The sequence below is a fragment of the Paenibacillus sp. CB74 genome (assembly GCF_055687625.1).
In genome coordinates this window covers 5,039,256-5,052,478 of the sequence record NZ_CM146009.1, presented here as the reverse complement: position 1 = coordinate 5,052,478, position 13,223 = coordinate 5,039,256, and the positions used below count along the sequence as shown (strand labels likewise).

Sequence of the window (13,223 nt, the reverse complement as noted above, 5' to 3'; positions counted from 1 at the left end):
GAGGAACCAGAATGAAGAGGAATTTTCAAAAATCAATATTGCTCACCCTCATATCCATGTTGGTTGTGTTCTTGCTTGCAGCTTGTGGCACCAACAATAATCCATCGACCTCGTCTGGTGCAACGGAGAAGTCGGCGGGTACGGACAAGGGTACGACAAGTACACCAACTCACCTGAATGTGGCTCTGTTCTGGCTTGGTAGCAGTCTGGACCCGGCAGAAGAATGGAATGGCTGGACGCTGACGCGTGCAGCGATTGGGGAGACACTGATCCAGTTTGACGAGAATATGAAGCTGGTCCCTAAAATTGCAGATACTTGGGAACGAGTGGATGACACGACTTGGCACTTTCATATTCGGGAAGGTGTAACTTTTCATAACGGAAATAAGGTAACTGCCGACGCAGTGAAAACATCGATTGAACGCTCCATTGAGTTAAACGAGAGAGGACAAGCGACTGTACCCGTAGCCTCGATGACTGCTGAAGGACAAGATCTGACGATTAAAACGAAAGAGCCTTATGCGTCCCTGCTTGGTAATATTGCCGAGCCACTGTTTGTCATTGTGGATACGAGTGCAGATACATCCAAATTCAAGAGCGAGCCTATCGCCACGGGGCCATTTATGGTGACAGGTTATACGCCGGATCAGGAGATCCAGGTGAAAAAGTATGACGGGTACTGGGGCGGTGCGGCAGATGTAGACACATTGACGTTGAAATATATTAAGGATGATAGCACACGTGCCCTTGCCCTGCAGTCTGGAGAGATTGATGTAGCCAGTAACGTGGGACGTAGCAATTTGACGTTATTCCAGGACAAGAGTCAATACACCATTGATGAAATTCCTAGCCTGCGTACCCAGTTTGTATGGTTTAACACAACCAAACCGCTACTGAGTGATCCGGAGGTTCGCCGAGCGATTTCTTATGGTGTAGACCGGGAGATGTATGCCAATACGCTGGTGGGAGGTCAGGCGGCCAAAGGTCCATTTACCTCGGCGCTGCCTTTTGGATATGACAAGATCAAAGGATATGGTTACGAACCGGAGAAAGCCAAACAGTTGCTGGATGGGGCTGGCTACAGGGATGCAGATGGCGATGGCATTCGTGAAAAAGATGGCAAGAAGCTGTCGCTACAGCTGATTCTGAACTCCGCTTACGAGTCTGATTCGATTGTGGCTGCTGCAATGCAGTCCCAGCTTAAAGAGATTGGCGTTCAAGTGGAGATGACCTCCTATGAGGACCTAACCGATCATCAGAAGAGCGGAAATTACGACCTCGCTTTAACAAGTATCAATACAGGCATCACGGGTGACCCGCAGTATATTCTGGATTTCTACTTCATGACGGGTGCGGAATGGAATGTGGGCGGATATAGCAATCCGAAGCTAGATGAGGTAATTACTCGCCTTCATTCCGAGTTTGACGTGGAGAAAAGGTATGCCCTTGCAGCAGAGGCCCAGCAGATGATTCTGGATGATGCAGCCTATATGTTTTTGACCTATACCCCAATTAATATTGTAAGTAAAAGTAACGTGCAAGGCGCGACGATGTATCCCATCGACTTCTACCTGCTGGATCGTAATATTAAGGTTGGGCAGTAATGGAGCCCTTGCTTAGTGTCAATCATCTGTCCGTAACCTACAAGGGGGATTCTCTGGCTCTACGGGACCTGTCCTTCTCCATGAATAAGGGAGAGATTATAGGGATTGTAGGTGAAAGTGGTAGCGGAAAGTCGACCCTTATTCGGGCTTTGCTTGGCTTGTTACCTGAAGGTGGTCAATACACCGGGGGAGTGATCTCTTTTCAGGAAAAAGTGCTATTGCGTGATTCACAGTCTGATTGGGGCGGAGTACACGGAAAGCGGATTGCTATGGTGTTTCAGGACAGTGGTTCCTATCTTAATCCCATTCGCAGCATCGGCAGTCAGTATATTGAAGCGATTCGAACTCATTTTACCTTGTCCAAAAAAGCAGCTTATACTCTGGCTGAGAGTATGCTCGCGGACATGGGACTGGATGATCCCGAACGGATTATGCGTTCCTACCCTTCGCAGCTTAGTGGAGGCATGAAACAGCGCACAGCGATTGCCATGGCGGTTACGATGGAACCAGAGCTTCTGCTTGCGGACGAGCCGACGAGTTCGCTGGATGTGACGACACAGAATGAAGTGATGAACCGATTGAGCGAACTTCGTTCCCGTCAAGGGACAGGCATGATTATCGTAACACATAACATTGCCGTTGCAGCGCATATGGCAGACCGAATTGGTGTGATGCAGGACGGTATATTGGTTGAGATGGGAGATACTTTCCGCGTCATATCCGATCCTCAGCATGAATACACTCGCAAGCTGCTGAGTGCTGTACCTGAATTGGAGGGAAATGTTCATGGCTCATAAGGGGTTACCGATTCTGGAACTGAGAAATCTGTGCAAAACCTATGAGTTAAAGGGACACAGGGCAGTGGATGCACTGAAATCTGTTCATTTGCAGCTGTATCCCGGGGAATGTCTGGGGATTGTCGGGGAGAGTGGTAGCGGGAAGAGCACACTGGCGAGATGTGTAACCCATTTGGAGCGAGTGACTTCAGGGCAGATTCAATATCGTCAACAGGATATTACTCGATTGAATGGGAATGTGTTACGCCAGCAACGAAAGCAGATTCAGATGGTCTTTCAGGAGCCTTCGGCTATCTTTAATCCGCGAATGAAGATTGGAGCTTTTATTCGGGAGCCACTCATTAATTATAAAGTAATGAAGGGCCAACAAGCGGATCGGGAAGTGTTCAGGCTGTTGGAACGGGTAGGATTATCTGCCGCTACGGCGGATAAATATCCGCATGAACTGAGCGGGGGAGAGCAGCAAAGAGCAGTCATTGCTCGTGCGATTGGAGTAGAGCCGGACATCATCCTGTTCGATGAAGCCACCTCGGCACTGGATGTTTCCATTCAGCAGCAGATCCTGGATTTGTTGGTGGAGTTGAGAAAGGAAACAGGAATCTCATCTATTTTCATATCGCATGATCTTGCAGTGGTCCAGCAAGTGAGCGACCGAATTGCCGTCATGTACCAGGGTGAGGTGGTCGAAGTTGTAGAGAGTTCACAGCTGGCTAGTTCAACGAATCATCCCTATACCCAGAGCCTGATGGCCTCGGTGTTGTCCGTGAGAGAAATGAAGTATAAGATGCAGGAGCGGGACGAGGAACGGGAGCAAGAACAAGAGCAGGAGAAGGAGAAGGTTTTTCAGAAGGTTCTTTCAGGATAATACCAATGGCGGCTTTTCGTCATGGTCTGATTAGATTATATCAATAGAATGATGCGAAAAGGGTTACCCCAGAAGTCCACAGATGACTTTTAGGGTAACCCTTTTGTGGTATAACAGGAACGTTGTGTGTAGTTGGGACGTGATTGTTTTTTATTGGGTGATCCCGAACTAGTGTGGTACCTGGGATTGGAAATCATTCCGGCTGGACTGATCAGCATGGTAAAAGACAATATCACCATCCTTCAGAGGCCAGGTTCTGCCTTGGACGTCTGATGGCGTTTTGTTGAAACCTTCCATCTGCCACTGATTCATCAATGGTGCATGAATGTATTGCAGATGGGGTGTCTCTGTAGTTCCATTCCGCAAGCTCTCCATATTGAAGTTCACCACGATATAACCATTCTTCAGAAAAATATTCGATTTCTCATCCAGCTGATTCTGTCGGGCGAGGGGCTCCAGATCAATACCTTTTGGTACGGCATATACATCCGCAGGCAAGCTGTACTCCCCGTACCAGCGCTGGATTGCTGCATTAGCCCGGTCTACATTGACCCCGGAAGGAATGTCCGTTTTGGGTCCAATGAGTGTCCGAATTGGAGCAGACAGGATCATCCAGTCATAACGACCCACCCATGTTTTTTGATGGGAAGTCTGATCGACCAGTTGAACCATATGTTCCGCCAACGTACGCTGGTTGCGTTTTTCCGCTGACAGTTCATAAGTATACTGATAACGTGCGGTATCGCCTAACTCTGTGCCGGGAACATTCCGAAGACGTGAGTTCAGGACAACAAATCGTTTCTCCAGATCCTGTGCCGATCCAATGCGAATCAGGCGTTCCTGGCCTCGATGATAGTACAGATCTACTTCTTGCCGGGAAGAATCGTCTTTACTCACAAAAGCAAAAGTGGGTGTAATTCGAATACCATCCTGTTTGCCAAACATATTGCCCTTGGTCTTCAGATCGAACTTGAAATGGTACCCTGTCTTCACAGTTGCGTTAGCGAATCCCTGCACTGGATGGCTTCCTGGTCGAATGGGTAATACAAATGGAGCCAGGTTACCCCGCGGATCACCATCGATGCTATTCATTCCAGCCCAGTAGCTAAGGCCCGTTGATTCGGGACTGCCCAGTCGCTTGCGAAATACATTTTCCCAGTTGTAATCAGAGATATCCGTGACGTGAAAATCATATAACCTTCCGATGACATCTACCGGTACGGTGTCTGATGCAACATGATGCTCCAGATTGGTATTGGCATCCTGTTGCTCGGTAAAGTTTGCAGGTGCATTCTCTGCAATATTGCGGAATGTAATATGATATTTTCCTTCGTCTACCCACACAGGGAGATAGAATGTGGTATTCAGTTGATTGACCGGAATATCGACCCATGTCTTGGCGGGAATAAACTGACTCCGGTCTGCGTTGTAGACATCAAACGGGAATTGTACCTGTTTGATTCGAAAATATTTGGCATAGTCCCGATTCCCATATCCAGGATAACTTGCTGCGTCCAAGTGCTGCCCAGATGTGGGAATTCGCACAATGAACGGACGTTCCAGAATGAGTGCAGCGCTGGTTGGGTCCGGTACGGTTTTCTGATTATGCGGCTGATCATCCGATACCCAGGCGTAGTTAATGACAGGGGTATGTACGGTGACGCTGTTGATGCCGTTAATCGGTAATATTTTATTGGCACCTCCGTTCACGTTACCTGGTAGCAGATCATAATAGATCTCACCAGAGCTTGTAGTATTAGCTTTATTCAGCAGGGAATTGCTGATCATATTACCCGATTTGTACAGCACATCGCGACCGATCGTTGTTGGATTAGGGATGTTGGATGGTGTTGGGCCATCCTTGGTTGCTTCTACATCATTCATAATGGTTGTACTATTGAATTTCACTAAATCATTATTCACTTTACTTTGAGGTGTGTTGGATTCAGCCATCCCTTTTAACCGTGATGTATCATCAGGCACACTGGGAGGTTGGTTCAAACCACCTGTTAATTTGGGTGGAGTATATGAGATAGAAGTGGTTTGCCCTGGTCGTACATGGCTTTCTACGGATTCATCATTTTTAGACTCCAGTGTTGGTGGTGTGTAACCTGATGGATTCATCGTAACGGTCTCACCGGGCAAAGCGTAATTGTTCATGGTTGCTTTAGCGATCTTGTATACTTCCAAGTTATTAATTTTCCAGTAGGAGTAGTCTCTTGTGATTTGGAAGTTGTACGGCTTGGGTACCGTGTCGTTCGCAGGTACAGGTGTCCCTGGTCTACAACCATCATCATCACATTCCTCTGGTCCAGGTACTGTCCACTCTCTGTCGTACGAGATGGTGACATTACAGTTGTATGTAACTTTACCGCTCATTTTCGCCCAGGCTTGTTTAAATAGATAATTGTCAGCAAAGGCATTTGTGTAGAGTGACTCGGAAGTAGGTATTCCTTTTAATACATTGAATGTCTCATTATCTCTGTTATCTGACTTAATAACTCCGTTGGCATTTGGATCGAGATCATTCATGCTCATGATGGTTCCAGCTGAAGGTGGTCCAATCGTTGGTGTGCAACCTCCACCACCGCCCCCGTTACCGTCACCATCACCTCCAGAGCCCGGATCTTCTTCAACGCCAATGTTGGTTGTGGTCGTTAGCTCAAAATCATCCTTCTTCCACAATACGGTGATAGTTGTTGTTCCTCTGCTGACGGCTTGAACTAATCCAGAGTTACTAACCGTAGCGACACCAGGATTGGAAGATTCCCAAGTCGTTGTACCACCGCTGCCGGTATTCACATTGGTCTCTGCTCCAAAGTTTCCATCTCCATTTTTGGTTTTGACGGTTGCATTCAATTGTTTGGACTGGTTCAAGCTAAGTTGACCTCCAGCGGAGAGGTTGATCTCTTTGGTTATTTCAGCAACGGCCTTCCAATATAAATCAGTTCTGAAAATGTAGTCCGCTGACCATTTCGGAGGGTTATACTTTCTAGATGCAGTAGGGGCAATAGCACCCCCAATTTGCATTTGGAATTCGGTGCTCAAGCCATCAAATTTATCTACAGAAATCAAAATTGGATCTCCAATTCTGTAATAGCTAGTGTTGTCCATATAGTGCGGTTTCTTTGATCTTTCAGTTATTGTAGATGAAGGGAGCTGCTCATTATTCTTATCCTTGTACTCCGTTGGTTTGTATACATCTTTATCGAGATCTAATCGTACACATACTCTGGATGATTTAGGGAGGTTAGTTGAAGAATCATTAAGTAGGTTAATGTCGTTACATTGACCTTCTACCCTCCAATCTAAATTATCGAGTTGAAAGATATAGATACCAAGATTTGTTTTTGCTTCTCCTTCAAGAGGAATAACTTTCTTCTGTGACTTAGCTGGTCCTGTGGGTTCCATGTGAAATGGTTTAACTTCTTCTTTAGTGCCTGGCCCCCCGCCAGCTTCAATGGTGGAGAAGGGGGCTAACAATGCACTTATTGTAAAGGCTACGATAAGAAATCGACTTATATTGCTTTTTAATGCCAAAATTATCCCATCCTTATTTATTATCGATCACACTGAATGTAACTCCCTCTTTAGTTGTAAGTGTAATTGCAGAAATCAGAGATTTATCAAAATGTAGTAGTCCGTCGCCCCAGAATACAGGATCTTTGACAGTGAAAACTCCTTTGCTTTTGAGAAATTCAATATTTGTCGGTATTCCAAATGAAACACTGGCTTTAGTTTTTGGGGAAAGAAGAGGGTCAATAGCACTTGAGTTTAATAGACTTCCAGCTTGTAACTGATTCATAGATGAACTTTTAATATTTAATTCAAATTCGACATATGAGTGATAGGCCCCTCGTAAAGTTGTAATTACTCCTTCATCAACAAATACGGGATAATAAATGCTACGTTTTGCTCCAACTGCATAAGGACTAACAACAATCCAATTGTGGATTTTGAGATCAGAATAATTTGTTAGAGTAACAAGGTTTTCATTTCTTATTTTTGAAAAGTCCTCTGTTACAGAGTTATAGTCAATGTTAGGATTAACCTTTTTCTCAGGCGTTTTTTTGTAAGATGGCGCAATAATACTCAAATTCGTCCCCGTCAAACCCACTGCTCGCAGCTCATTCAGCCCCTGAAAATCAGCAGGTTTTGTCTTCGCAACTGCTGCATAACGTGCGATCAATACAGCTACTTCAGCTCGTGTTGTCGTACGATCGACGCCAAATGTTTTATCGTTGGCTACACTCATCAGTCCTGTTCCCAGAGCAACGGCAACTGCATTTTTTTGAGCGCTTGCGAGTTTGCCTGTGAAATATTCCTTTGCAGGCACAACGGTGTTGGTCACATCAGAGAGTGCTTGCTCGTACTCGGGATCAACCACCGTTAGCCCTTGTGTCAGCCAAGTTGCCATCTCGCCTCGTTGAAGAGCGCCCTGTGCATCCAGTTTTCCCTTGTAACTGGAAGGGTTGATAAAGCCTTTCGCGATAGCCGTAGAGACACCACTTTTTGCCCACTCGGGTATGTCTGTGAAATTATTTTGTTCCTGAGTCGATGCATTGGGCTGGTCGGATAAACGGCCCAGGATACTTGCCATTTCAGCTTTGGTGACCGGTGAACTTGGTTTAAATGTCCCGTCAGCATACCCCTTGAAATAACCTTGTTCCACGGCCGAATTAATCGCTGACGATGCCCAGTGTGTAGCCGGAACGTCTTTGAATTTAGTTGTAGCTTGTGCAGCTTCTACAGGATTGCCAATGGCTCCAAAACCTACGATCCCCCCTGTTAATATACCCAATGCCGTTACGCCGGAAATCATCATTTTTTTCATGAATCTTACTCCTCTCCATTGTCGTTTGTTGTCTTTGGTATGTACGGTTTAGGTTACTAGATACTAAATTTGTAATATTAATGAATATTCTACCATGTAATACTAGGCTGTTGGTATGATTTATCAATATGTTTTCTCCTCTCCACACCACTCTTACTAATTCTCCAGACCTATATTCCCTCAAAAAAACACAAAAAAAGGCCACGAATCCGCAGATTCATAGCCTTATGCTTTAAGGTCTCTAACATATGTAGTTCCTTCATCAATCATCAATACATCAAGAATACTCGATTTCCAAACATTTGAAAAGCCCATATTCTTCTTATTCAATATAAAGTCAGGCTATCGGTGTTCCATTAGGCAATGTGCTATCTGGTGTGAGCAAGACTACATCGCCTTCACCAGGCACGCCGCCCAGCACAAGTACTTCAGAGACAAAACCGGCAATCCGGCGAGGTGGGAAATTAACTACAGCAACAACCTGTTTGCCGATAATCATGTCAGGCGTATATCGTTGGGTAATCTGAGCACTGGAGCGTTTAAGACCAAGTGGTCCGAAGTCAATTGTCATTTTAATAGCGGGTATGCGAGCCTTGGGGAAGGGTTCGGCTTCCACCACTGTACCAACCCGGATGTCATGCTGCATAAACTCTTCAAAAGTAGCCATAGGGAGAGATCTCCTTTCAATTATGGGATTATTATAAATGAATAATTAACAAAAAATCCAGATTACGCGGTATCGTAACCTGGATTTTTGTTGTGCTGTTTTGCAGCAAATTAAGCGCCGTTCCAATTTTCCCCGGTGAGATATTTCTCGGTGAGGATGGATAACATCTGAATACCTACTTCATTATGTCCGCCTTCTGGAATAATGATATCGGCATACTTTTTGGATGGCTCGATAAAAGCATCGTGCATCGGTTTTACCGTTTCGAGATATTGTTTGTACACGGATTGGATCGTGCGTCCGCGCTCTTCAATGTCCCGCAGTACTCTGCGCAGAATGCGCACATCGGAGTCGGTATCAACAAATACTTTGATGTCCATCAGACTGCGAAGATGTTCGTCAATCAGCACATGCAATCCTTCTACAATGACAATATGGTTCGGTGCCAGTTCAACCGTCTCATTGGCAGCACGATTATCTATGGTGAAGTCATATACGGGAGCATACGCCGCTTGGCCTTTTTTCAACAAAGTGAGATGCTCAATCAACAGATCATTATCGAATGCAAATGGGTGATCGTAATTGGTGAGTCGGCGTTGCTCAGGTGTGAGCTGCGACTGGTCTTTGTAATAATTGTCTTGGGATATAAACGTGACTTTACCTGATCCCAGACGGTCGATGACGGAGCGAGCTACCGTCGTTTTACCGGAGCCGGTTCCTCCGGCGATACCAATAATGAGCATGGTTGTTCCATAAGCCTCCCTAAAATGGCAGCATGATGAATGGATAAAAGCGCATCAGAAATCCTTCGTTCATGGCCTTTATCCACATGTCTGTCTCTGAATACACAATTCCTTCATTGTACCATAGCAGACGGCTTTTTTCATCTTGGTGTATGGACCATGTTTTGCCTTCAGGGGTTTTATGCTTGTTCATATTCATTTTACTGCATATCTTTGGATGATGCTCCCCGTGGTGTCTCCCATAGGGCCAGCAGGCGCTGTCCGATGGAACTTTTTGTGAACAGATTCAGGATGACAAAACCAAGTACACTTCCCGTTGTATTGGCTATTATATCGTTCAGATCGGTACTGCGACCGTTGCCCAAGGTTACTCGGAGCAGCAACTGTGTTATTTCAATAAGGATACTTAAAGCCAATCCCGCTAATGCTGCTGTTTGCAACGAATGAATCCAAGGCTTGATGAAAGGAAGCATGATTCCCAGTGGCATAAACAGCACAATGTTTAGGAGAAAGCTTGGTGCATCCGCGGTCAGAAGCGGAATCCATTGAATGCTTTGATACCATGGGGTCTGATTGGCATAGATTCCGATGTTCACGTCGATAGGGAAAAATACAAAGTACATAACGCTCAACATATATATGGCAAATGTGAGCATCGACACATATTGTCTGACCGTATATCTGGTTTTGCTCACCCTGGCATGGAGCATCAGGGCGAGCAGGACCAGAACGAATAATGGACCAAGTACGATGGGAGATGAGATTGAATATTGGATGGACATGCGATGGCTCCTTCACCAGGAAATGAGATCAGGCTATTGAAGCTGAATCTTCATTTCCATTCCCTTGATGAATTGAGTGTCTTTAACCTCTTCCGTAAAATCATCCTTGATCTTGAAAGGTTTCACTATCAGATATTTTACATCCTTGGCAGTTGTGGCATATATGCGTTCCGATTTCAGTTGGTTCCCCTCGTATAGACCTTCGCCGCTGAGAGCGGTTAGCTGCCGCCCCTGATCATCATAGACGGCGAATCCGATGTGACGCAGCTGTTCTTCCTCTTTTGCCGTAAGTGTACTCTTATCGTTCAACCCAATCACGGTAGTTAAGCGGGTGGTGACAGGGGTAACCTCCGCTTCCGTAACAGCGGCTGTATACACATCGTTGGTCATGGCTGTGTTAGGCAGAACCTGATGAACGTTTTCTGTTGATTTGGCAAAAGGAACCGTCAACTCGAACTCATGATCGATGCCTTGCAACGTCAATTGAACCTTCGCCTCGAACTGATCCGGCAATTGTGCCGTTCCCTGATCGGAGGAAATGACCTGCTCAAAGAGCAGTGTATTCGGCTGCGTTTCTCCTACCGAACTATAGAACATACCGCTATCCGAGAGGGACCCGTCGACTTTGAAAAAGACATTCTCAATACCACTGCTCAGTTTCACAATGTCCTTGCCATTGTCATATTCACCCTGATTCAGATTCGGTGCAGTGAAATGAACCAGGAATGCAGCACGGGTACCATCATAAACTGTTTCAAGGACTTCCAGCTTCACATCCTGGTAAGCGACCTTGCTATTAACAGGGGTAGTCAAGCCGTCGTTGCCCGCTGTTCTTAGACCCATATCGGCTTCGATTGAGCTGAAGAGGCTTCCTACAAGTGGGATGTTACGCAAGGAGGCGGCCATGGCCGGTGACACAAAGCCGGATGCAAATACGGTCACGCCCAATACTCCGGCTGCGATCGTCGCAGCTGCCGCCTTGTTCCATCGCTTGTTCCGGCGACTGGAGCGCAAATTTTGTTCGGTTTTTAATGTGTTTGGGGAAGCCGGCAGAGAGTCCAGTGTGGCATCAATCCGGTTACGCACAAGTTCAGACATCAGAGGACGCTCCTTCGCGTGGTTCTTTAATTCCTGATCGATATTAAACGGGTTTGACATGTAAGTTTACCTCCCGAAAATTTTTGAATTTCTGATATAACTCCTGCCTTGCCCGAGTAAGTCTCATTTTCACTGCACTTTCGGAAATATTCAGCGCATCGGCGACTTGACGCAGGGATAGGTCCTCAAAATAATGCAAAACGACTACAATTCGTTTCGATTCCTCCAGTCGGTCTACTGCTTCTCGCATATCGACCTCATCGTAGGGACTAGAATGCTCCCGCTTTTCTGAAGGTACCTCCGCATAAGCGGTGGATAGAGAGCGGCGGGACAGGATCGTGTTGCATTCATTGATGAGGATCCGAAACAGCCAGGTTTTGAAATACCGGGGTTCCCGGAGCGTGGGCACCGATTTATATGCGTTCAGAATGGTCTCCTGAATGGCATCGGCCACGTCCTCCTCTTTTCGCAGCATGGATTTTGCTGTATTGTACAAAGCGTTCTCAATGTCTCGAATAAGCCGGATAAAGGCTTCACGATCTCCTTGGATGGCTTGGTTAACGAGATCGGTTGAATCCATGGTAACAGCTCCTTTCGTATTGGAGGAATGAAGTAAGCACTTGGCTGGTTTTGATATGAATTAGACTGGCGGGCGGGGCATATGGTCACATTTTCTTTTTATAATTTTTAAAAAAGAGCGTTGTTATATATGACGTATCGGTTCTCTACGATCCCTTCAATGCTAAGAAAGGTTGATTTTTCCCTAAGATTGCATGATTGACTTTTTCAAAAACAGCACTATAATAAACTTATATTCATAACACGGACTGTTACTGGGGAAACCAGGCATGACCGAATTCGATTGCTTAACTGTAATCGCTTTCGGTCTTTTTTTATTTTTGTTGGGGGGTGAGAACATTGAAGGTTATCAAGAAAGTAAACAATAACGTGGCCATTGCTATTAATGAACATAACGAAGAGGTATTTGTTGTAGGTAAGGGTGTAGGATTTCTGAAAACGCCTTATGAGCTGACGGAGACGGACTTGGTGGAAAAAATATTCGTAGCTCCGAAGAACATTCGGATGTATGATCTGCTGAACAGTATTCCAATTGAGGATATTTATCTCGCGGAGGAAGTCATCAAGCTGGGCAGTCAGATCCTGAATAAAACATTTAACCCGAATCTGCTTCTCACCCTGTCTGACCATATCAGTTTTGCATTAACCCGAACCAAAGAAGGCATACGTATCAAAAACCCACTGGAATGGGAAGTGCGGACACTCTATCCGGACGAGACCCGGGTGGGAGAGGCTGCGCTGAAGCTGATTCAGGAAAAAACGGATATCGCTCTGCCGACAGCCGAAACAACACTGATTGCTCTGCACTTTGTCAATGCACAGGTGGGCTCTGGAGAGATGAGTGATACCACCAAGGTAACCACAGTTACGGGCGAGATCCTGTCCGTGATCAAGTATGCGCTCAAAATTGACTTTCAAGAGGATTCCATCCATTTCATGCGCTTTGCCACACATATTCGGTATTTCATTCTGAGGCAGATGAGCGGTAAATCGCTCAAAGACGAGAATGAATCGCTTTTCCTGATGGTGAAGGAGAAGTTTCCGAAAGAACTCGCTTGTGTGGAGAAGATTGCGGATTTCCTGAAAAATAATTATGGCTGGACCTGTTCGGATGATGAAAAATTATATTTGATCTTGCATATTCAACGATTGATCTCAAATGAACCAACGGAATGAACTAGTGAAGGAACTAACCGAATAATCCATATTGGACTGTTACTGATTCGATCAGGCATGACCAAGCGTAGGGAATGA

At 45.6% G+C, this 13,223-nt stretch carries 12 protein-coding genes; 4 read left to right on the top strand and 8 right to left on the bottom strand.

The features are described 5' to 3' along the window. Positions 1-11: 11 nt before the first annotated feature. The 3 genes from ACX9NY_RS22380 to ACX9NY_RS22370 are packed head-to-tail and all read left to right on the top strand — an operon-like array spanning position 12 to position 3,266. A complete protein-coding gene (locus ACX9NY_RS22380) occupies positions 12-1,604 on the top strand; it encodes an ABC transporter substrate-binding protein (protein ID WP_472475143.1) in 1,593 nt (530 codons plus the stop codon). Continuing rightward, complete coding sequence (locus tag ACX9NY_RS22375) at positions 1,604-2,401, top strand: ABC transporter ATP-binding protein (RefSeq protein WP_472475141.1); 798 nt, start codon at positions 1,604-1,606, stop codon at positions 2,399-2,401. The genes ACX9NY_RS22380 and ACX9NY_RS22375 overlap by 1 nt, the downstream gene beginning before the upstream one ends. Next, positions 2,391-3,266 (top strand): ABC transporter ATP-binding protein, encoded by an 876-nt coding sequence (locus ACX9NY_RS22370; RefSeq protein ID WP_472475139.1) that lies wholly within the window; start codon positions 2,391-2,393, stop codon positions 3,264-3,266. Before ACX9NY_RS22375 ends, ACX9NY_RS22370 begins: the two co-directional genes overlap by 11 nt. A 168-nt stretch (positions 3,267-3,434) precedes the next feature. Here ACX9NY_RS22370 and ACX9NY_RS22365 read toward each other — a convergent pair whose 3' ends face one another. From ACX9NY_RS22365 to ACX9NY_RS22330, 8 genes are all read right to left on the bottom strand, one after another. Next, positions 3,435-6,341 carry a DUF5704 domain-containing protein gene (locus ACX9NY_RS22365; RefSeq protein WP_472475137.1) on the bottom strand — a complete coding sequence of 969 codons (2,907 nt, stop codon included), beginning with the start codon at positions 6,339-6,341 and terminating at the stop codon, positions 3,435-3,437. A 478-nt stretch (positions 6,342-6,819) separates the two neighbouring features. Further along, positions 6,820-8,100, bottom strand: a complete 1,281-nt coding sequence (locus tag ACX9NY_RS22360) for an S-layer homology domain-containing protein (protein WP_472475134.1) — start codon at positions 8,098-8,100, stop codon at positions 6,820-6,822. 337 nt (positions 8,101-8,437) lie between these two features. Next, entirely contained in the window at positions 8,438-8,767 is a 330-nt protein-coding gene (csaA, locus tag ACX9NY_RS22355) for a chaperone CsaA (RefSeq protein ID WP_339239103.1), read from the bottom strand. A 110-nt stretch (positions 8,768-8,877) separates the two neighbouring features. Next, positions 8,878-9,510, bottom strand: a complete 633-nt coding sequence (gene udk, locus ACX9NY_RS22350) for a uridine kinase (RefSeq protein WP_017691162.1) — start codon at positions 9,508-9,510, stop codon at positions 8,878-8,880. A gap of 19 nt (positions 9,511-9,529) precedes the next feature. Then, complete coding sequence (locus ACX9NY_RS22345; RefSeq protein WP_472475130.1) at positions 9,530-9,703, bottom strand: hypothetical protein; 174 nt, start codon at positions 9,701-9,703, stop codon at positions 9,530-9,532. Positions 9,704-9,710: 7 nt separating this feature from the next. Then, the gene (locus ACX9NY_RS22340; RefSeq protein ID WP_472475127.1) at positions 9,711-10,292 is read right to left on the bottom strand and encodes a VanZ family protein; all 582 of its coding nucleotides are present in this window, start codon (positions 10,290-10,292) and stop codon (positions 9,711-9,713) included. Positions 10,293-10,325: 33 nt separating this feature from the next. After that, positions 10,326-11,450 carry a DUF4179 domain-containing protein gene (locus ACX9NY_RS22335; RefSeq protein ID WP_472475124.1) on the bottom strand — a complete coding sequence of 375 codons (1,125 nt, stop codon included), beginning with the start codon at positions 11,448-11,450 and terminating at the stop codon, positions 10,326-10,328. After that, positions 11,434-11,970, bottom strand: coding sequence for an RNA polymerase sigma factor (locus ACX9NY_RS22330; protein WP_339239107.1), 537 nt, complete (start codon positions 11,968-11,970; stop codon positions 11,434-11,436). The genes ACX9NY_RS22335 and ACX9NY_RS22330 overlap by 17 nt, the downstream gene beginning before the upstream one ends. 338 nt (positions 11,971-12,308) lie before the next feature. Here ACX9NY_RS22330 and ACX9NY_RS22325 point away from each other — a divergent pair, with 338 nt between their 5' ends. Then, positions 12,309-13,145 carry a PRD domain-containing protein gene (locus ACX9NY_RS22325; RefSeq protein ID WP_184187108.1) on the top strand — a complete coding sequence of 279 codons (837 nt, stop codon included), beginning with the start codon at positions 12,309-12,311 and terminating at the stop codon, positions 13,143-13,145. Positions 13,146-13,223: the final 78 nt, after the last annotated feature.

Bases quoted from the DNA above. Each gene is read 5' to 3' on its own strand.
- ACX9NY_RS22380 (WP_472475143.1), top strand. From the start codon at position 12: ATGAAGAGGAATTTTCAAAAATCAATATTGCTCACCCTCATATCCATG.
- ACX9NY_RS22375 (WP_472475141.1), top strand. From the start codon at position 1,604: ATGGAGCCCTTGCTTAGTGTCAATCATCTGTCCGTAACCTACAAGGGG.
- ACX9NY_RS22370 (WP_472475139.1), top strand. From the start codon at position 2,391: ATGGCTCATAAGGGGTTACCGATTCTGGAACTGAGAAATCTGTGCAAA.
- ACX9NY_RS22360 (WP_472475134.1), bottom strand. From the start codon at position 8,100: ATGAAAAAAATGATGATTTCCGGCGTAACGGCATTGGGTATATTAACA.
- csaA (WP_339239103.1), bottom strand. From the start codon at position 8,767: ATGGCTACTTTTGAAGAGTTTATGCAGCATGACATCCGGGTTGGTACA.
- udk (WP_017691162.1), bottom strand. From the start codon at position 9,510: ATGCTCATTATTGGTATCGCCGGAGGAACCGGCTCCGGTAAAACGACG.
- ACX9NY_RS22345 (WP_472475130.1), bottom strand. From the start codon at position 9,703: ATGAACAAGCATAAAACCCCTGAAGGCAAAACATGGTCCATACACCAA.
- ACX9NY_RS22340 (WP_472475127.1), bottom strand. From the start codon at position 10,292: ATGTCCATCCAATATTCAATCTCATCTCCCATCGTACTTGGTCCATTA.
- ACX9NY_RS22335 (WP_472475124.1), bottom strand. From the start codon at position 11,450: ATGTCAAACCCGTTTAATATCGATCAGGAATTAAAGAACCACGCGAAG.
- ACX9NY_RS22330 (WP_339239107.1), bottom strand. From the start codon at position 11,970: ATGGATTCAACCGATCTCGTTAACCAAGCCATCCAAGGAGATCGTGAA.